Here is a 16743-nt window from a genome sequence, read left to right as displayed (position 1 = left end):
CTCATCAGCCCGACCACCCATCAACCCCGCAACCCTTGTCGCCGCTGCGTTTGCAGCGCGGTTTGTGTTGCGAGGGGACGAATAGTAGGCCCGTTTCCAAGGCTTTGCAACACGCTTGTCATGCCACCGTGCGTGACAAGCGTGCATTATCCAGACAAATCCTTGATCGATAAGGAAATTCCACCCCGTAGAATATTTTCGCGGCAGGATAATACCCCTCGACTGTCCTCGGGTATTCCCTAGTCGGGCCTCAGCGATGCTTGAAATCAGGTGCGCGTTTCTCCACAAACGCGGCCATGCCTTCCTTTTGATCTGCCGTGGCAAAGGTGGCGTGGAACAGCCGACGCTCGAAGTGGACCCCCTCGTTGAGAGTTGTCTCATAGGCGGCGTTCACGGATTCCTTGATCATCATGACCACGGGCAGCGAATAGCTCGCAATGGCGTCCGCCGCAGCAAAGGCCTCCTCGAGCAGCTTGTCGGCGGGTACCACGCGCGACACCAGCCCGGCACGTTCCGCTTCCGCCGCGTCCATCATGCGGGCGGTCAGGCACAGGTCCATCGCCTTGGCCTTGGAGACCGCGCGCGGCAGGCGCTGGGTACCGCCGGCACCGGGCATGGTGCCGAGCTTGACCTCGGGCTGGCCGAACTTCGCGCTGTCCGCCGCGAGGATGATGTCGCACATCATCGCCAGCTCGCAGCCGCCACCCAGTGCGTAACCGGCCACCGCGGCAATCACGGGCTTGCGGATGCGCCGGATGGTTTCCCAATTCCGTGTGATGTAGTCGCCCTTGTAGACGTCGATGAACGAATACTTCGCCATCATGCCGATATCGGCGCCCGCCGCGAACGCGCGCTCGCTGCCAGTAATGACGATGCAGCCGATCGCCTCGTCCTGGTCGAAGGCGGTCAGCGCGGCGCCAAGTTCGTCCATCAGCGCGTCGTTCAGCGCGTTGAGCGCCTTGGGACGGTTCAGCGTGACCAGGCCAACGCGCCCGCGCGTTTCCACCAGGATATTCTCGTACGACATGTCTGCTCCTCTCTAATAAATGGAATGGGTCTGCTGCCAGCGCACGATACTGGCGCGCCGGCGGCGTGGCGGTCAAGCGGGAAGACCGGCGCGGCGCTTGCGCGCCGCCATAGCGTCGCCTAATCTAAAACCCACGATTTTGCGGTAACACTTACAAAAAGCGCCGCACCTCCTATTGCGCCGAGCGGCATCCCAGATGCTTTGCCAGCATCCGCATTCGACCCCATCGAAGCGGAGAAGGGAGCCATCATGAATCGTCGCACGGCAACATTCTCGTTAATTCCCCTGATCGCCTTCCCCGGCCTCGCCTTTGGCGCGAACAAGGCGGAAGAGCAGGCCGAGGTACGCAAGGCCGCCCAGGATGCCTTGAATGCGCTCTACAAGGCGCAGCCATCGGCACGCAAACAAGTGGAGTCTGCCGCCGGCTACGCCGCCTTCAGCAACTTCGGCATGAAGATCCTGCTGGCAGGGAGCGGCAAGGGCGAAGGCGTCGCCGTCAACAACAAGACCAAGGCCATGGTCTATATGAAGATGGTCGAGCTGCAGGCCGGGCTGGGCTTCGGCGTCAAGAAATTCCAGATGGTCTGGGTTTTCGAGAACGACAAGGCGCTGAACGAATTCATCAACTCCGGCTGGACGCTCGGCGGCCAGGCCACCGCCGCAGCGAAAACCGGTGACAGCGGCAGCGCCTTCCAGGGCGCGGTGGCCGTCGCGCCGGGTGTCTGGGTCTACCAGATCACGGATACCGGGCTGGCGGTGGAGCTGACCGCCAAGGGCACCAAGTATTACAAGGACGAAGACCTGAACTGAGTCGGCCTGCGCGTGCGCCGCCATGTCGCCCGGGCATTCGCGGGCCGGACTGGCCGCCTGGGTGGCGGCGGCCGTCGGCATGACCGTGCTCGCGGCCGGTTGCGCGAGCCCGGCGCCCGATCCCGATCCCGGCGTCGGCTATCAGGGCCGCATGCGGTCACGTTCGGATGGCGGCGTCAACGTGTCGGTCTCGGTCCTCTCCGCGACGGAAAGCGAATCGCTCTACGGCGTACCACTGGCGAAGCGGGGCATGCAGCCCGTATGGGTGGAGATCGGCAATGAGACAGATCGCCCGATCTGGCTCATGTACGTAGGACTGGACCCCAGCTTCTTCCCCAGCTCCGAAGCCGCCGATATCTTTGCCGCCGATGCTTCCCGCGAAGCGCGGCGCGAATCCGCCGAGCGGTTCGGCCGACTGTCCTTCCGCAACCCGGTACTCCCCGGCCAAACCCGTTCGGGCATGGTGCTGACCCACCTCGAGGAAGGCGTCAAGCTGATCCAGCTGGACCTGGTGGCCAAGGACCACGCCCACGCCTTCTCGATCTTTACCGTCGTGCCGGGCTTTCGCGGCGATTACCAGACGAGCGCCGTGTTCCGGCGCGACGTCTATCCGCCCGACCAGATCCGCGACTACGACGATGACGACGCCTTCCGCGCGGCGCTGGAGGCCCTGCCCTGCTGCGCCACCAACGAGGGCGGTCGCAAGCACGCCGATCCGCTCAACCTGGTGATCGTGGGCGGGCTGGACGACGCCTTTCCGGCCCTCGTGCGCCGCGGCTGGCGGCCGACGGAAACCAAATGGTCGGGCGCCATCATGCGAGTTGTCTCATCGGCGCTCTCAGGCGAGCGCTACCTCAACGCGCCCGTGAGCGATCTCTACCTGTTCGGCCGCCCGCAGGACCTCGCGCTGCAAAAGGCGCGCGACACCATCCACCAGCGCAACCACCTGCGGCTCTGGCTCAGCCCCCTGCGCTATCGCGGCAAGCCGGTCTGGGTCGGCCAGATCAGCCGCGACATCGGCAGCCGCCTGACCATCCACTCGCCCACGCTGACCACGCACAAGATCGACCCCGATGTCGATGAAGCCCGCACCGCGCTGGCCGAGGACATGGCCTATTCGCAAAGCCTGGTGATGATCGGCTACGCCTCGGGCGTTGGCGCCGCCCCGCCCGAGCAGCCGCGCCAGAACCTGACCACGGACCCCTACTACACCGATGGCGACCGTCTGGTGATGGTGTTCGACCGCCGCCCCGTGTCGCTGGACAGCATCCAGTTCTTCCGCTGGCAGGCGACGGACGCCCCGCGCCAGACCACCCCGGGGATCGGCCGATGACCCCGCCGAAGCGCTGGCTGCCCGCCCTTTCCGCCCTCTCCTCTCTTTCCGCCTTCCTGGCGCGTTCGTCGATGACGTTCATCGCCTGCCTGCTGGCCGGCTGCTCCACCTGGCAGCCGCCGACCGGCGATGCCGTGACCGCGCTGCGCACCCGCGCGGAGACCACGTCCAAACAGGGCGTCACCCTGCGCGCCGCCGTGCTGAGCCGGGCCGACTCCGACCGGATGTTTGGCATCGACATCCAGGGCACCGGGGTCCAGCCCGTGTGGATCGAGGTGGAGAACGCCTCCGCGCGGTCGATGATCCTGCTGCGCACCGGCACCGATCCGGACTACTTCTCGCCGCTCGAAGTGGCGTGGTCCGTACACAGCTGGTTCGACCGCAAGACCAACGCTCGCATGGACGAGTGGTTCAACCGGCAGGGCTTCCACAATCCGATCCCGGCCGGCGCCACCCGCTCGGGCGTGGTGTTCACCAATCCGTCGCGCGGCACCAAGCTGCTCAACGTCGACCTGCTCGGCGATCAAACCCTGATCGCCTTCACGCTGTTCCTGAGCGTGCCGGACGATGCCACCCACCCGGACTTCTCGCGCAAGCTGTTCGCCTATCCGCCCGCCGCCGTGACCGACCATGCCGACCTCGGCAGCCTGCGCGCCGCGCTGGAGCGCCTGCCCTGCTGTGCGACGGACGCCGCCGGGCAAGGCGTGGGAGAGCCGCTGAACGGCATCGTTGTCGGCGAGGTGGCGGATTTCAGCGCGGCCATGATCCGCCGCAACTACCGGCGTAACCAGCAGGACTTCGACAACGCCCAGCGCGTGTTCGGCCGGATTCCGGACGCGGTGCTGCGCAAGCAGGCACAGGCCGGGGCGCCGGCCACGTGGATCCGCGTCTGGCTGGCGCCCATCAGCTATCAGGGACGGCCGGTGTACCTGCTGCAGGTTGGCCGCCCGGTGGGCGGGCGCTTCGCGGCGGCCAATGGAACCCAAGGGGCCGCGCTGCTGCACGGGGATGTCGATGAGGCGCGCAACCTGATGGTCCAGGACTGCATGTATTCGGAGGGACTGGAGAAGCTGGCGTTCGTCCGGGGCCCCACGCCGGTGCCGCTGGCACAGGAGCAGGCCACCTTCAGCGGCGCCCACTACCATACCGACGGGCGGCGGGCGGTGATGTTCTTCGTCCTCCGCCCGCTAAGCCTGTCGGACATCGACATCCTGGACTGGGAGCCAATCGTCGAAGGGGATGCCCATGCGCGCGAGTAGCCTGGCCTGGATGCTGGCGTTGGCCTTCTTGGCGGGATGCGCCGCGAAGCCGCTGGTGCCCTACTCCACCGAGACCCCGCCGCTGGTCCTGCTGCCGGCCGCTGCCGCCGGCGTGGGCGATGGGCGGGCGCGCTTCCGCGAGATCTTCTGCGCGATCCTCCAGACCCGCCAGCAGACCGTGCCCGACTACCGCCCCTGCGAGGAAGCCCTGACGCGCGTGGGCACGGAGCCGCCCGGCACCGGCAAGCCGGCGGACCTCGGCCCCGCGCACCGGCCACTGGTGGCGATGGTCGTGCCCGGCATCGGCTTTAATTGCTTCGCGCCGTGGCTGAGTCCGCCCGATGCGGTGGGCAGGCACCTGCGCCAGTTTGGCTATGACGGCGGGATGCTGTCGGTCGATGCGCTGTCCAGCTCCACCCATAACGCACGGCAGATCCGCGATGCGGTCATGGCCACGCCGCTCGACCCCGCCGGGCCGCGACTCGTACTGATCGGCTATTCGAAGGGCGCGCCAGACATCCTCGAGGCGCTGGTCAACTACCCGGAGATCCTTGGCCGCGTGGCGGCGGTGGTCAGCGCAGCGGGCGCGGTGGGCGGCTCGCCGCTCGCCAACGATGCCGAGCAATATCAGGCGGACCTGCTCCAGCACTTCCCCGGCTCCTCCTGCCAGCCCGGCGATGGCGGCGGCGTGATGAGCCTGCGGCCGGCCATCCGCAAAGCGTGGCTGGCGGCGCACCCGCTGCCGGCGGGGCCGCGCTATTACTCGCTGGTCACATTTCCGGAGCCGGGGCGCATTTCGTCGATCCTGACGTCGAGCCATGACAAGCTGGCGCAGATCGACCCCCGCAACGACAGCCAGATGCTGTTCTACGATCAGGTGATTCCGGGCAGCACGCTACTGGCCTACGTCAATGCGGATCATTGGGCACTCGCAGTGCCGATCGCGCGCACGCGCACCACCGTGGCCGCACTGTTCGTCACGCAGAACGCCTACCCGCGCGAGGCGCTGTCCGAGGCGCTGCTGCGCTATATCGACGAGGAACTGGCGAAACCGGCGCGCTAGGTGCAGACCTCCGCGCCATCAATACTTGATGTCACGCGCGGTCTCCCGGCCCTGCTGCTTGGTCTGGCGCTTGTCCTGCCGGCACTGCGGATTGCTCTTCTGGTCGTTGGCGCGGCAGTCCTGCTTCGTCTCCCGCGATCCCTGACGGGTGTCCTGCCGCACGTCGCGCCCTTCGCGGCGTTGCTGCGCCTGTTCGGTGGCGAAGACCGTGGCGGGCACCACGGGTAACACCAGGGCCGCCATCAGGACGGCCAGCCGTGGATTCCATTTGCGCATACGGGCCTCGCAGAGGTGATGAAAGCGCTAGCTCACGCGCTAACCGTAGTCGAAGGGCAAGAATTGTCAAATCTGCGAGGGGGATAGCCGTCGGCCCAATCCGGACGGCTGCGCGTAACCCCATCTTGCGCCCGATCCGCAGGCCTACTATTATTTGCCGACCGACTGGTCGGTTTATTTAATTGCGCGCGTTGGCTGTCTACAATGGCCGGGCGCGCATCGTGGCGTCAGAGCCACTCACCGACCCGGAGAACAATATGGCGCAGGAGACAACCATGCCCCCATCCTCATCGTCGGCCGCGGCCCGGGCGACGCTCGACGCCGGCCCGATCCTGCTGCGCTGGCAGGGCGACGTGGCCGTGGTCACGCTGAACCGCCCCGACAAGCTCAACAGCTTCACCCACCAGATGCACGAGGCGCTGGTCGCCGCGCTCGACCACGTGGAAGCCGGCGGCGCCCGCGCCCTGCTGCTGACCGGTGCCGGGCGCGGTTTCTGCGCGGGCCAGGATCTTGCCGATCTCGATTTCACGCCCGGCCACAGCACCGACCTCGGCGAGCTGATCGATACCTGGTTCAACCCGCTCATCCGCCGCCTCCAGGCGCTCCCGCTGCCCGTGGTGGCGGCCGTCAATGGCACGGCAGCCGGCGCTGGCGCCAACCTCGCGCTGGCCTGCGACATGGTGCTGGCCGCCCGCTCCGCCTGCTTCATCCAGGCCTTCGTGAAGATCGGGCTCGTACCGGACTCCGGCGGCACCTGGCTGCTGCCCAAGCGGCTCGGCATGGGCCGCGCGATGGGGCTGGCGATGACCGGCGACCGCCTCAGCGCTGACGAAGCCGAGAAATGGGGCCTGGTCTGGGAAGTCATGGACGACCCCCTGCTGGCCGAACAGGCGATGGCGCTGTCCACCCACCTCGCCGCCCAGCCCACCCGCGCGCTGGCGGCGATCAAGCGGGCGATGTATGCCAGCGCCACCAACACGCTCGACACCCAGCTGGACCTCGAACGCGACCTCCAGCGCGATCTCGGCCAGTCGCACGATTACACGGAAGGCGTGAACGCGTTCCTGGAGAAGCGCGCCCCGCACTTCACTGGCCGATAGCCCGCTGCCCAAAATCGCCCCCTATATATATAGACAGCCCGAGGAGACCCGCTTGCCCCAAGACCCCCAGGCCCTGGCCGAAGCGGCCGCCGCCGCCATGTATGAGGCCGATGCGTGCAGCCGCTGGCTCGGCATCGTCGTGGAAGCCGTGCGCCCCGGCTACGCCCGGCTCTCGATGCCGGTGCGGCCCGAATTCCTCAACGGCCACGGCATCTGCCATGGCGGGCTGATGTTCACGCTCGCCGATTCCAGCTTCGCGTTCGCCTGCAACAGCCACAACATCAACACCGTGGCCGCCGGCTGTTCGATCGAGTTCCTGCGCCCGGTGCACGGCGGCGACGTGCTGACGGCCGAGGCCCAGGAGCAGGTCCTGTCCGGCCGCCACGGCGTCTACGACATCCGCGTGACCAACCAGGCCGGCGAGCCGGTGGCGATGTTCCGGGGCAAGTCCGCCCAGATCAAGGGCCACGTGGTGGAGCCAACATGAGCACGCGCCTTACCGACCTGCCGCTGGAGCCCATCGAGACCGCCAGCCGGCAAGACCTCCAGGCCCTGCAGCTCGATCGCCTGAAATGGTCCCTGCGCCATGCCTACGACCATTCGCCGGTCTATCGCCGCAAGTTCGACGCCGCCGGCGTGCATCCGGATCAGATCCAGTCGCTGGCAGATCTGGCGCGCTTTCCGTTCACCACCAAGCAGGACCTGCGCGATCACTACCCGTTCGGCATGTTCGCCGTGCCGCAGGACCAGATCGCGCGCATCCACGCGTCCTCCGGCACCACGGGCAAGCCCACGGTGGTCGGCTACACGCTGCGCGACATCGACACCTGGGCCACGGTCATGGCGCGCTCGATCCGCGCCTCGGGTGCGCGGCGCGGGGACAAGGTGCACGTCAGCTACGGCTACGGCCTGTTCACGGGCGGGCTGGGCGCGCACTACGGGGTGGAAAAGGCCGGGCTGACGGCGATCCCGTTCGGCGGCGGCCAGACCGAGCGCCAGGTGCAGCTGATCCAGGACTTCAAGCCCGAGATCATCATGGTCACGCCCAGCTACATGCTGGCGATTGCCGATGAATTCGAGCGGCAGGGCATCGACCCGGCCAGCACGTCGCTGCGCATCGGCATCTTCGGCGCCGAGCCGTGGACGCCCGAGATGCGCCTGGCCATCGAACGCCGCATGGGCATCTCGGCGGTCGATATCTACGGATTGTCCGAGGTGATGGGCCCCGGCGTGGCCAACGAATGCGCCGAGACCAAGGACGGCCCGACGATCTGGGAAGACCACTTCTACCCCGAGATCATCGACCCGGAAACCGGCGAAGTGCTACCCGATGGCGAGTTCGGCGAACTGGTCTTCACCTCGCTGACCAAGGAAGCGATGCCGGTGGTCCGCTACCGCACGCGCGACCTCACCCGGCTGCTGCCGGGCACGGCGCGGGCCGCGTTCCGCCGGATGGAGAAGATCACCGGCCGCACCGACGACATGATGATCGTGCGCGGCGTGAACGTGTTTCCGTCGCAGATCGAGGAATTGATCCTGAAGCACGCCGAACTGGCGCCACACTACCAGTGCGTGCTCGGCAAGGAAGGGCCGATGGATACGCTGACGGTGCGTGTGGAGTGCGCCCACGGCGCCGAGCCGGAGGGGGCGCAGCAGGCCCGCTCGGGGCTGGTCCACGACATCAAGGCGTATATCGGGGTGACGGCCGCCATCGAGATCCTGCCCGAAGGCGGCGTGGAGCGGTCGGTGGGCAAGGCGCGGCGCATCGTGGATCAGCGGCCGCGCTAGCCCCGAAGTTGAGGGCTGCCGCTTAGCTGCGCGGCATCAGCACCCACATCCGGCCGCCCTGCTTCATGCGGCCGGCCGTCTCGCCGGCGGCGTCGCCGGCGCCCCAGAAGAAGTCGGCCCGCACGCCACCCTTGATGGCCGAGCCGGTGTCCTGCGCGAACATCAGGCGCTGGATCGGTTCGGTCGAGAGCGGCCGCGTGGTCGAGAGGAACACCGGCACGCCCAGCGGAATCGTGGCCGGATCGACGGCAATCGACCGCTCGGCGGTCAGCGGCACGCCCAGCGCGCCGACCGGTCCGTCGTTGTTCGGCGGCAGTTCACGGAAGAAGACGTAGCGCGGATTCACGTTGAGCATCTCCTCCACGCGGGCCGGATTGGCGCGCGCCCACGCCTTGATGCCCTGCATGGTGGCCTGCGCGGACGTGATCTCGCCCCGGTCGAGCAGCCATTTGCCGAAGGACCGGAACGGCTGGTCATTGGTGCCGCCGAAACCGACGCGCATCACCGAGCCATCGGGCAGCCGGATGCGGCCCGAGCCCTGAATCTGGAGGAAGGCGGCTTCCACGGCGTCGTCCACCCAGACCACCTCGTTGCCGCGCAGCGCCGGGTTGCGCAGCAGCTCGGCCCGGGCCGGCAGCGCACCCTTGCCCAGTTGCGGCGGGCGGCGGTACAGCGGAATCTGGAAGGCACCCTGGCGCGTGCGCGATCCGTGCAGGATCGGCTCGTAATAGCCGGTGATCAGGCCGCTATCGGTGCCATCGCCATTGATCACGCGGAATGGCTGGAAATGGGTCTCGAAGTACTCGCGCATGGCGGCGAGGTCGCCGGCATCCACCATCAGGCCGACCGCGCAGACGCGGTTCCAGTCGGCACGCTTCTTCAGGGCCTGGCAGCTGGCCTGCAGCGCGGGCCAGGCGGCGCGCACGTCGTCCTGGCTCCAGCCGCCGATCTCGGCCCAGCTGGACGGCTGCAGCCGTCCGGCGTTGGCGGAAGCCGGCGGCGCCGGGGTGCCGGGCGTGCCGCCCGGGCCTTCCACGCGCGGCGGCGGGCCGCTCATGCAGCCGGCCAGCAGCACGGCCGCCCCGGCCAGCGCCAGCCACGTGCGCCATCCGGTCATGGATGCCGTCGATTTCCCGCCCGTTGCCGGCTGGTTGCACGGAGATACCGCCCCAAAGGATTCCTGATATGCCATCGTCTTCGTTGTTAGCACCGTGCGCGCGCTGCGCGGCGGCACGCATGTCCTACAATCTCGTACCTGTCTGACCGATCCACGCCTCGATCCCGATCCTGATCCCGATGAGCCAGTTCTTCGAAGACCATCCCACCCTGCTGCTCGCGGCCGAAGCCGGCGTGGCGCTGTTGCTGCTGATCTTCATCGTGGTGTGGACCATGGGCACGGCGCGCAAGCATCCGCGCCCGAGCCGCGCGCCCCAGGATCATCCGTCCCGGACCGCCGAGGCACCGAAGGACGCAGACCCGCCGCCCGCCGCCTGAGTTCCCGGCCCGGCTCCCTTAATGGAGCATGCGCGGCAGCACCAGCGCGAACTCGGGAATCGGCACCTCGAAACGATGGCCGTCCTCGGCCACGCAGAAGTACAGGCCCTTCATCGACCCCACCGGGGTGGAAATCGTCGCCCAGCTCGTGTATTCGAAGTGCTCGCCCGGCTTGAGCAGCGGCTGATGGCCCACCACGCCGAGGCCGGCCACTTCCTGCGCGGCGTTATCGCTGTCCGTGATGGTCCAGTGGCGCGAAATCAGCTGCGCGGCCACTTCGCCGGTGTTGTGGATGGTGATGGTGTACGCGAACGCGAAGCGTCCGCGATCGGGGTCCGACTGGTCGGGCAGGTACTGGGTGCGTACCGCCACGGAAAAAGCGTACTCGCTCATTGCTGGCTCATGCGTCGACCGGGATCGACGGATCGGATGGATGGTCGGGGCGGCCTGCGGCGCCGGGCGCCACGGTCGGGTGTCCGCATTGTGCGGCAAGGCCCCGGCAGGGGCAAGCGGGTGGATTTTGGCGAGGTTGGGCGGGATTCGGACCCGGCCCGGCGCCGCGGGCCCGGTCCGGCGTAAAATACGCGCCATTCCCATGCCGACGATCCGGATGCCGGCCGGGCCACCCGCCCCGCCCGCACCGCCCCACACCATGAGCACGCCCACCTACCGCATCGCCCCGTCCATCCTGTCCGCCGACTTCGCCCGCCTGGGCGAGGAAGTGCGCCGCGTCACCGAAGCCGGCGCCGACTGGATCCATTTCGACGTGATGGACAACCACTACGTGCCGAACCTGACCGTGGGCCCGCTGGTCTGCGAGGCCATCCGCCCGCACGTGACCGCCCCGATCGACGTGCACCTGATGGTGCGCCCGGTAGACCGCATCATCCCGGACTTCGCCAAGGCAGGCGCCAATATCATCACCTTCCACCCGGAGGCGAGCGATCACATCGACCGCTCGCTGGCCCTGATCCGCGACCACGGCTGCCAGGCCGGCCTGGTGTTCAACCCAGCCACGCCGCTGCACCACCTGGACCATGTGATGGACCGCCTGGACGTGATCCTGCTGATGTCCGTCAACCCGGGCTTCGGCGGCCAGTCGTTCATTCCCGAGACACTGAACAAGCTGCGCGCCGTGCGCGCCCGCATCGACGCCTACACGGCCCGCACCGGCCGCCAGATCCTGCTGGAAGTGGACGGCGGCGTGAAGGTGGACAACATCGCCGAGATCGCCGCGGCCGGCGCGGACACCTTCGTGGCCGGCTCCGCCGTGTTCAGCAAGCCCGACGCCGATGGCGGCTACCGCGGCATCCTCGGCCAGCTGCGCGACGCGCTGGCCACGGCTGGCCGTTGAGCGGACGGGCCGGACAGATGGGTCTTGAAATCCTGCGCCGCACGGACTGGAGCGGCATCGAGGCGGTGATCGTCGACCTGGACGGCACCATGGTGGATACGGCGGGCGACTTCCACGCCTCCGTCAACGCAATGCTGCTGGCGCTGGCGCACCTGCATCCGCACCTGGGGCCGGTGGCGCCGATGTCCACCCAGGAGATCGTCAGCTTCGTCGGCAAGGGATCGGAAAACCTGATCCGCCGGGTGCTGGACGCCCGTTTCGCGCCGCTGCACGCCAACGGCCTGTTTGCCGAGGCCTACGCGCTCTATGACCGCGAATACGTGCGCATCAACGGCCAGTTCTCGGCGCTCTACCCCAATGTGTGCGAGGGGCTGGCGGCGCTGAAGGCAACCGGGCTGCGGCTGGCCTGCGTGACCAACAAGCCCTGGAATTTCACCGAACCGCTGCTGGCCAAGACCGGCCTGGCGCCATTTTTCGAGCTGGTCTATGGCGGCGACGCCTTCGCGCTGCGCAAGCCCGATCCGTTCCCGCTGCTCAAGGTGGCCGAGGCTTTCCGCCTCGATCCGGCCGCCGTGCTGGCCATCGGCGACTCCGAAAACGATGCGCAGGCGGCCCGCGCGGCCGGTATGGGTGTGCTGTTGGTGCCATATGGCTACAACCATGGGAACCCTGTACAAGGCGTTGACGCCGATGGTATAGTCCCCGACATTGCCCGCGCCGCAGCGCTTGTTACCGCACAGCGCGCACAGCGGGTACCACGCTGAAAACTCCATGTTTCTCAACCGCAAACGCATCTTTTCTGGCAGTGATCGGCAGGCCTGGCCCTGGCGTCGCTGGCGCGCCTCTGAACAGGCGTAAAGTGCGTTCGCGAGTCACCTGACGGACTTGCCGGGCCGGACCCCGCTGCTTCACGCAGCCTGCCGTCCCCGACAAGCTCCCGGTTCCGCCGGACCCGGCCCCCGGTAGTCATACCAACACCCAAGGCCGGCCTCCGCGCCGATCCCCAGATCCCTCCGCCAGCGCCGTAGCCGCATGTGCTACGGTTAGCTCAAGAACGCGCCGCACGCCACGCCCGGCCGTGTGCGCGCTTGTGCGCCTTCGTGCAAGTCTTTCGCACCACGGTCCGCCCCCGGGGCGGGTTGCCAGCGTTGCCAGCCCTCCCCTGCCGACACAAGCGGTGCCGCGCCCCACATCCGATACGCGGGTGCCGCAAGAAGAGGATCGACATGACCGAACTGGAATTCAAATCGCTGGCCGACCAGGGCTACAACCGTATTCCGATCATCGCCGAGGCGCTGGCCGACCTGGAAACGCCGCTCTCGCTCTACCTGAAGCTGGCCCAGTCGCAAACGCGCGGCGTGAACACCTTCCTGCTGGAATCGGTGGTGGGCGGCGAGCGCTTCGGCCGCTATTCGTTCATCGGCCTGCATGCCCGCACGCTGCTGCGCGCCTACGGCCAGCGCGCCGAGGTGGTGACCGACGGCAAGATCGTCGAGACCCACGAGGGCAATCCGCTCGACTTTATCGCCACTTTCGAGAGCCGCTTCAAGGTGGCCATGCGCCCCGGCCTGCCGCGCTTCTGCGGCGGCCTGGCCGGTTATTTCGGCTACGACGCGGTGCGCTATATCGAGAAAAAGCTCGCCGATACCCAGAAGCCGGACGACCTGAACCTGCCCGACATCCAGCTGCTGCTGTGCGAGGAACTCGCGGTCATCGACAACCTGTCCGGCAAGCTCTACCTGATTGTCTACGCCGATCCGACCACGCCCGAGGCCTACCCGCGCGCGCGCCAGCGCCTGCGTGAGCTGCGCATGAAGCTGCGCCAGCCGGTGGACGTGCCGGTGACCAGCCCGTCCGTGCAGTCCGAGGTCTACCGCGAGTTCGCCAAGGCGGACTACATCGCCGCCGTGCACAAGGCCAAGGAATACATCATGGCCGGTGACATGATGCAGGTGCAGATCGGCCAGCGGCTGGTCAAGCCGTACCGCGACTCGCCGCTGTCGCTGTACCGCGCGCTGCGCTCGCTGAACCCGTCGCCTTATATGTATTTCTACAATTTCGGCGATTTCCAGGTGGTGGGCGCCTCGCCCGAGATCCTGGTGCGGCAGGAAACCCGCAAGATGGGCACCAACGGCGATGCCGACAGCAAGCACATCGTGACGATCCGCCCGCTGGCCGGCACGCGCCCGCGCGGCAGCACGCCCGAGCGCGACGCCCAGCTGGCCACCGAACTGCTCAACGATCCGAAGGAGATCGCCGAGCACGTGATGCTGATCGACCTGGCGCGCAACGACATCGGGCGCATTGCCGAGACCGGTACGGTGAAGGTGACCGACAAGATGGTCATCGAGAAGTACTCGCACGTGCAGCACATCGTCAGCTCGGTGGAAGGCACGCTGCGCGAAGGCATGAGCAATCTGGACGTTTTGCGCGCCACCTTCCCCGCCGGCACGCTGTCCGGCGCGCCCAAGGTGCGTGCGATGGAGATCATCGACGAACTGGAGCCGCGCAAGCGCGGCATCTATGGCGGCGCGGTGGGCTACCTGTCGTTCGGCGGCGAGATGGACCTCGCCATCGCCATCCGCACCGGCATCATCAAGGACGGCAATCTCTACGTGCAGGCGGCAGCCGGCATTGTCGCGGACTCGGACCCCGAGGCCGAATGGAGGGAAACCGAGGCGAAGGCGCGCGCCGTGATCCGCGCCGCCGAGCAAGTCCAGGACGGCCTGGACGCCGACCTCTGACCCCAGGAACTGGAGAAACGACCATGCTGCTGATGATCGACAACTACGACTCGTTTACCTACAACCTGGTGCAGTACTTCGGCGAACTCGGCGCCGACGTGCGGACCTACCGCAACGACGAGATCACGCTCGAGGACATCGAGGCGCTCAAGCCGGACCACATCTGCGTGTCGCCCGGCCCGTGCAGCCCGAAGGAAGCCGGCATCTCGGTGGCCGTGCTGCAACACTTCGCCGGCAAGATCCCGCTGCTGGGCGTGTGCCTGGGCCACCAGGCCATCGGCGAGGCATTTGGCGGAAAAGTGATCCGCGCCAAGCAGGTCATGCATGGCAAGGTCAGCACCATCGAAACCACCCAGGAAGGCGTGTTCGCCGGCCTGCCCAGGCACTTCGACATCACGCGCTATCATTCGCTGGCGATCGAGCGGGAGACCCTGCCCGATTGCCTGGAAGTGACCGCGTGGACGCCGGACGGCGAGATCATGGGCGTGCGCCACAAGACGCTGGCCGTGGAAGGCGTGCAGTTCCACCCGGAATCGATCCTGTCCGAACACGGCCATGCGCTGCTGGCCAACTTCCTGAAGGTGCCGCGATGAGGCGGCTCGACCCCGCAACATTCGCCCCCGCCCCCGACCACATTCAAGAATCCGCCATGTCCATCACGCCGCAGGAAGCGCTGACGCGCTGCATCGAACACCGCGAGATCTTCCATGACGAGATGCTGCACCTGATGCGGCAGATCATGCAGGCGCAGATCTCGCCCGTGATGGCGGCCGCCATCCTGACCGGGCTGCGCGTCAAGAAGGAAACCATCGGCGAGATCTCGGCGGCGGCGCAGGTGATGCGCGAATTCGCCAACAAGGTGCCGGTGACGGACCGCGACAACTTCGTCGATATCGTGGGAACGGGCGGCGATGGGTCGCATACGTTCAACATCTCCACGGCGTCGATGTTCGTGGCAGCCGCCGCGGGCGCGAAGATCGCCAAGCACGGCAACCGGGGCGTGTCGTCCAAGTCGGGCAGCGCCGATGTGCTGGAGGCGCTGGGCGTGAACATCATGCTCACGCCGGAGCAGGTCGGCCAGTGCATCGCGCAGACCGGCATCGGCTTCATGTTCGCGCCGACGCACCATCCGGCCATGAAGAACGTCGCCCCGATCCGCAAGGAAATGGGCGTGCGCACCATCTTCAACATCCTCGGCCCGCTGACCAACCCGGCCGACGCCCCCAATATCCTGATGGGCGTGTTCCATCCGGACCTCGTCGGCATCCAGGTGCGCGTGATGCAGCGCCTGGGCGCCAAGCACGCCATCGTCGTGTACGGCAAGGACGGCATGGACGAGGTTTCGCTCGGCGCCGCCACGCTGGTGGGCGAACTCAAGGATGGCGAAGTGCGCGAGTATGAGATTCACCCGGAGGACTTCGGCCTGTCGATGATCTCCAACCGGGGCCTGAAGGTGGCCGATGCCGCGGAATCGAAGGAGATGCTGCTCGAAGCGCTGACCGATGTGCCGGGTACGCCACGCGAAATCGTCACACTGAACGCCGGCACCGCGCTCTACGCGGCCAATGTGGCCAGCTCGATCGAGGATGGCATCGAACGCGCGCGCGCAGCCATCGCCAGCGGCGCCGCCCGCGAGAAGCTCGACCAGTTCGTGCGCGCCACGCAGCAATTCAAGTAATCCGCCATGTCCGACATCCTGCAAAAAATCCTGGCCGTGAAGGCCGACGAAGTAGCCGCCGCACGCAAGAAACGCGACCTGCCCAGCCTGCGCGCCGAGGCCGAGGCCCTGCGCACCGAGCCCGGCCTGGCGCCGCGCGGCTTTGAGCGGGCCCTGCGCGAGAAGATCGCCGCGGGCCACGCGGGCGTGATCGCCGAGGTCAAGAAGGCGTCGCCGTCCAAGGGCGTGCTGCGCGAGCACTTCGTGCCCGAGGCCATCGCCGAAAGCTACGCCAGCCACGGCGCGGCCTGCCTGTCCGTGCTGACCGACGTGAACTTCTTCCAGGGCCATGCCGATTTCCTGAAGCGCGCGCGCGGGGCCTGCCCGCTGCCGGCGCTGCGCAAGGACTTCATGGTCGACCTGTATCAGGTCTACGAAGCCCGCACCTGGGGCGCCGACTGCATCCTGCTGATCGTGGCCGCGCTGGACCCGGGCCTGATGGCCGAACTGGAAGCCTGCGCGCTGGAACTGGGCATGGACGTGCTCGTGGAAGTGCACGGCGCCGACGAACTGGACCACGCGCTGCGCCTCAAGACCCCGCTGGTGGGCGTGAACAACCGCAACCTGCGCACCTTCGAGGTCTCGCTGGACAACACGCTGGACCTGCTGCCGTCGATGCCGCCGGAGCGGCTCGTGGTCACGGAGTCGGGCATCCTCGGCCCGGCCGATGTGAAGCGGATGCGCGACGCCAACGTCAACGCCTTCCTGGTTGGCGAGGCGTTCATGCGCGCGCCCGATCCGGGCGCGGAGCTGGCGCGGCTGTTTGCCTGAGCCCTTC

18 protein-coding genes are annotated in these 16743 nt (G+C 67.4%); 14 read left to right on the top strand and 4 right to left on the bottom strand.

Features of this window, described 5'->3' with window-relative positions:
- Nucleotides 1-250: 250 nt before the first annotated feature.
- Nucleotides 251-1027 (bottom strand): enoyl-CoA hydratase, encoded by a 777-nt coding sequence (locus tag SB751_RS24140; RefSeq protein ID WP_092299000.1) that lies wholly within the window; start codon nt 1025-1027, stop codon nt 251-253.
- Between the two features lie 249 nt (nt 1028-1276).
- Between SB751_RS24140 and SB751_RS24135 the strand changes: the two genes are divergently transcribed.
- The 4 genes from SB751_RS24135 to SB751_RS24120 are packed head-to-tail and all read left to right on the top strand — an operon-like array spanning nt 1277 to nt 5492.
- On the top strand, nt 1277-1837 hold the full coding sequence (locus SB751_RS24135; RefSeq protein ID WP_144200545.1) for a YSC84-related protein: 561 nt from the start codon (nt 1277-1279) through the stop codon (nt 1835-1837).
- A gap of 22 nt (nt 1838-1859) precedes the next feature.
- Nucleotides 1860-3170: an LssY C-terminal domain-containing protein gene (locus SB751_RS24130; RefSeq protein WP_377732194.1), complete on the top strand. Its 1311-nt coding sequence runs from the start codon at nt 1860-1862 to the stop codon at nt 3168-3170.
- Entirely contained in the window at nt 3167-4429 is a 1263-nt protein-coding gene (locus tag SB751_RS24125; RefSeq protein ID WP_244845137.1) for an LssY C-terminal domain-containing protein, read from the top strand. Before SB751_RS24130 ends, SB751_RS24125 begins: the two co-directional genes overlap by 4 nt.
- Nucleotides 4416-5492, top strand: a complete 1077-nt coding sequence (locus SB751_RS24120; RefSeq protein ID WP_144200542.1) for a hypothetical protein — start codon at nt 4416-4418, stop codon at nt 5490-5492. The genes SB751_RS24125 and SB751_RS24120 overlap by 14 nt, the downstream gene beginning before the upstream one ends.
- An 18-nt stretch (nt 5493-5510) precedes the next feature.
- On the opposite strand, the gene SB751_RS24115 is transcribed toward SB751_RS24120, so the two are convergent.
- A complete protein-coding gene (locus SB751_RS24115) occupies nt 5511-5735 on the bottom strand; it encodes a hypothetical protein (protein WP_144200579.1) in 225 nt (74 codons plus the stop codon).
- 308 nt (nt 5736-6043) lie between these two features.
- Between SB751_RS24115 and paaG the strand changes: the two genes are divergently transcribed.
- Genes paaG through paaK form a run of 3 tightly spaced genes read left to right on the top strand, consistent with a single transcriptional unit; the run spans nt 6044 to nt 8656 of the window.
- Complete coding sequence (gene paaG, locus SB751_RS24110) at nt 6044-6868, top strand: 2-(1,2-epoxy-1,2-dihydrophenyl)acetyl-CoA isomerase PaaG (RefSeq protein WP_211944242.1); 825 nt, start codon at nt 6044-6046, stop codon at nt 6866-6868.
- A gap of 52 nt (nt 6869-6920) precedes the next feature.
- The gene (gene paaI / locus SB751_RS24105) at nt 6921-7355 is read left to right on the top strand and encodes a hydroxyphenylacetyl-CoA thioesterase PaaI (protein WP_144200538.1); all 435 of its coding nucleotides are present in this window, start codon (nt 6921-6923) and stop codon (nt 7353-7355) included.
- Complete coding sequence (paaK, locus tag SB751_RS24100; RefSeq protein ID WP_144200536.1) at nt 7352-8656, top strand: phenylacetate--CoA ligase PaaK; 1305 nt, start codon at nt 7352-7354, stop codon at nt 8654-8656. Before paaI ends, paaK begins: the two co-directional genes overlap by 4 nt.
- Before the next feature lie 22 nt (nt 8657-8678).
- Here paaK and SB751_RS24095 read toward each other — a convergent pair whose 3' ends face one another.
- Nucleotides 8679-9773, bottom strand: coding sequence for a murein transglycosylase A (locus tag SB751_RS24095; RefSeq protein WP_410748638.1), 1095 nt, complete (start codon nt 9771-9773; stop codon nt 8679-8681).
- Between the two features lie 179 nt (nt 9774-9952).
- Between SB751_RS24095 and SB751_RS24090 the strand changes: the two genes are divergently transcribed.
- Entirely contained in the window at nt 9953-10150 is a 198-nt protein-coding gene (locus SB751_RS24090) for a hypothetical protein (RefSeq protein WP_144200532.1), read from the top strand.
- 18 nt (nt 10151-10168) lie between these two features.
- Here the strand turns inward: SB751_RS24090 and apaG are convergent, their stop codons facing one another.
- Nucleotides 10169-10543, bottom strand: a complete 375-nt coding sequence (gene apaG, locus SB751_RS24085) for a Co2+/Mg2+ efflux protein ApaG (protein ID WP_092299026.1) — start codon at nt 10541-10543, stop codon at nt 10169-10171.
- Between the two features lie 259 nt (nt 10544-10802).
- Here apaG and rpe point away from each other — a divergent pair, with 259 nt between their 5' ends.
- The 6 genes from rpe to trpC all read left to right on the top strand — a co-directional run bounded on the left by rpe (nt 10803) and on the right by trpC (nt 16736).
- On the top strand, nt 10803-11504 hold the full coding sequence (gene rpe / locus SB751_RS24080) for a ribulose-phosphate 3-epimerase (protein ID WP_144200577.1): 702 nt from the start codon (nt 10803-10805) through the stop codon (nt 11502-11504).
- A 17-nt stretch (nt 11505-11521) separates the two neighbouring features.
- On the top strand, nt 11522-12268 hold the full coding sequence (gene gph, locus SB751_RS24075) for a phosphoglycolate phosphatase (protein ID WP_144200530.1): 747 nt from the start codon (nt 11522-11524) through the stop codon (nt 12266-12268).
- 462 nt (nt 12269-12730) lie between these two features.
- Nucleotides 12731-14248 (top strand): anthranilate synthase component I, encoded by a 1518-nt coding sequence (gene trpE / locus SB751_RS24070; protein WP_144200528.1) that lies wholly within the window; start codon nt 12731-12733, stop codon nt 14246-14248.
- A gap of 23 nt (nt 14249-14271) precedes the next feature.
- A complete protein-coding gene (locus tag SB751_RS24065) occupies nt 14272-14841 on the top strand; it encodes an aminodeoxychorismate/anthranilate synthase component II (protein WP_144200526.1) in 570 nt (189 codons plus the stop codon).
- A 56-nt stretch (nt 14842-14897) separates the two neighbouring features.
- On the top strand, nt 14898-15926 hold the full coding sequence (trpD, locus tag SB751_RS24060) for an anthranilate phosphoribosyltransferase (protein WP_144200524.1): 1029 nt from the start codon (nt 14898-14900) through the stop codon (nt 15924-15926).
- Nucleotides 15927-15932: 6 nt separating this feature from the next.
- Nucleotides 15933-16736 (top strand): indole-3-glycerol phosphate synthase TrpC, encoded by an 804-nt coding sequence (trpC, locus tag SB751_RS24055; protein WP_144200522.1) that lies wholly within the window; start codon nt 15933-15935, stop codon nt 16734-16736.
- Nucleotides 16737-16743: the final 7 nt, after the last annotated feature.

The organism is Cupriavidus sp. SIMBA_020, assembly GCF_046535395.1.
Taxonomy (GTDB): domain Bacteria; phylum Pseudomonadota; class Gammaproteobacteria; order Burkholderiales; family Burkholderiaceae; genus Cupriavidus; species Cupriavidus campinensis.
This window is presented reverse-complemented; position numbering and strand designations above follow the sequence as displayed.

Excerpts from the sequence above, each read along its gene's own strand:
- SB751_RS24140 (WP_092299000.1), bottom strand. The coding sequence starts at position 1,027 with ATGTCGTACGAGAATATCCTGGTGGAAACGCGCGGGCGCGTTGGCCTG.
- SB751_RS24135 (WP_144200545.1), top strand. The coding sequence starts at position 1,277 with ATGAATCGTCGCACGGCAACATTCTCGTTAATTCCCCTGATCGCCTTC.
- SB751_RS24130 (WP_377732194.1), top strand. The coding sequence starts at position 1,860 with ATGTCGCCCGGGCATTCGCGGGCCGGACTGGCCGCCTGGGTGGCGGCG.
- SB751_RS24125 (WP_244845137.1), top strand. The coding sequence starts at position 3,167 with ATGACCCCGCCGAAGCGCTGGCTGCCCGCCCTTTCCGCCCTCTCCTCT.
- SB751_RS24120 (WP_144200542.1), top strand. The coding sequence starts at position 4,416 with ATGCGCGCGAGTAGCCTGGCCTGGATGCTGGCGTTGGCCTTCTTGGCG.
- SB751_RS24115 (WP_144200579.1), bottom strand. The coding sequence starts at position 5,735 with ATGGCGGCCCTGGTGTTACCCGTGGTGCCCGCCACGGTCTTCGCCACC.
- paaG (WP_211944242.1), top strand. The coding sequence starts at position 6,044 with ATGCCCCCATCCTCATCGTCGGCCGCGGCCCGGGCGACGCTCGACGCC.
- paaK (WP_144200536.1), top strand. The coding sequence starts at position 7,352 with ATGAGCACGCGCCTTACCGACCTGCCGCTGGAGCCCATCGAGACCGCC.
- SB751_RS24095 (WP_410748638.1), bottom strand. The coding sequence starts at position 9,773 with ATGACCGGATGGCGCACGTGGCTGGCGCTGGCCGGGGCGGCCGTGCTG.
- SB751_RS24090 (WP_144200532.1), top strand. The coding sequence starts at position 9,953 with ATGAGCCAGTTCTTCGAAGACCATCCCACCCTGCTGCTCGCGGCCGAA.
- apaG (WP_092299026.1), bottom strand. The coding sequence starts at position 10,543 with ATGAGCGAGTACGCTTTTTCCGTGGCGGTACGCACCCAGTACCTGCCC.
- rpe (WP_144200577.1), top strand. The coding sequence starts at position 10,803 with ATGAGCACGCCCACCTACCGCATCGCCCCGTCCATCCTGTCCGCCGAC.
- gph (WP_144200530.1), top strand. The coding sequence starts at position 11,522 with ATGGGTCTTGAAATCCTGCGCCGCACGGACTGGAGCGGCATCGAGGCG.
- trpE (WP_144200528.1), top strand. The coding sequence starts at position 12,731 with ATGACCGAACTGGAATTCAAATCGCTGGCCGACCAGGGCTACAACCGT.
- SB751_RS24065 (WP_144200526.1), top strand. The coding sequence starts at position 14,272 with ATGCTGCTGATGATCGACAACTACGACTCGTTTACCTACAACCTGGTG.
- trpD (WP_144200524.1), top strand. The coding sequence starts at position 14,898 with ATGTCCATCACGCCGCAGGAAGCGCTGACGCGCTGCATCGAACACCGC.
- trpC (WP_144200522.1), top strand. The coding sequence starts at position 15,933 with ATGTCCGACATCCTGCAAAAAATCCTGGCCGTGAAGGCCGACGAAGTA.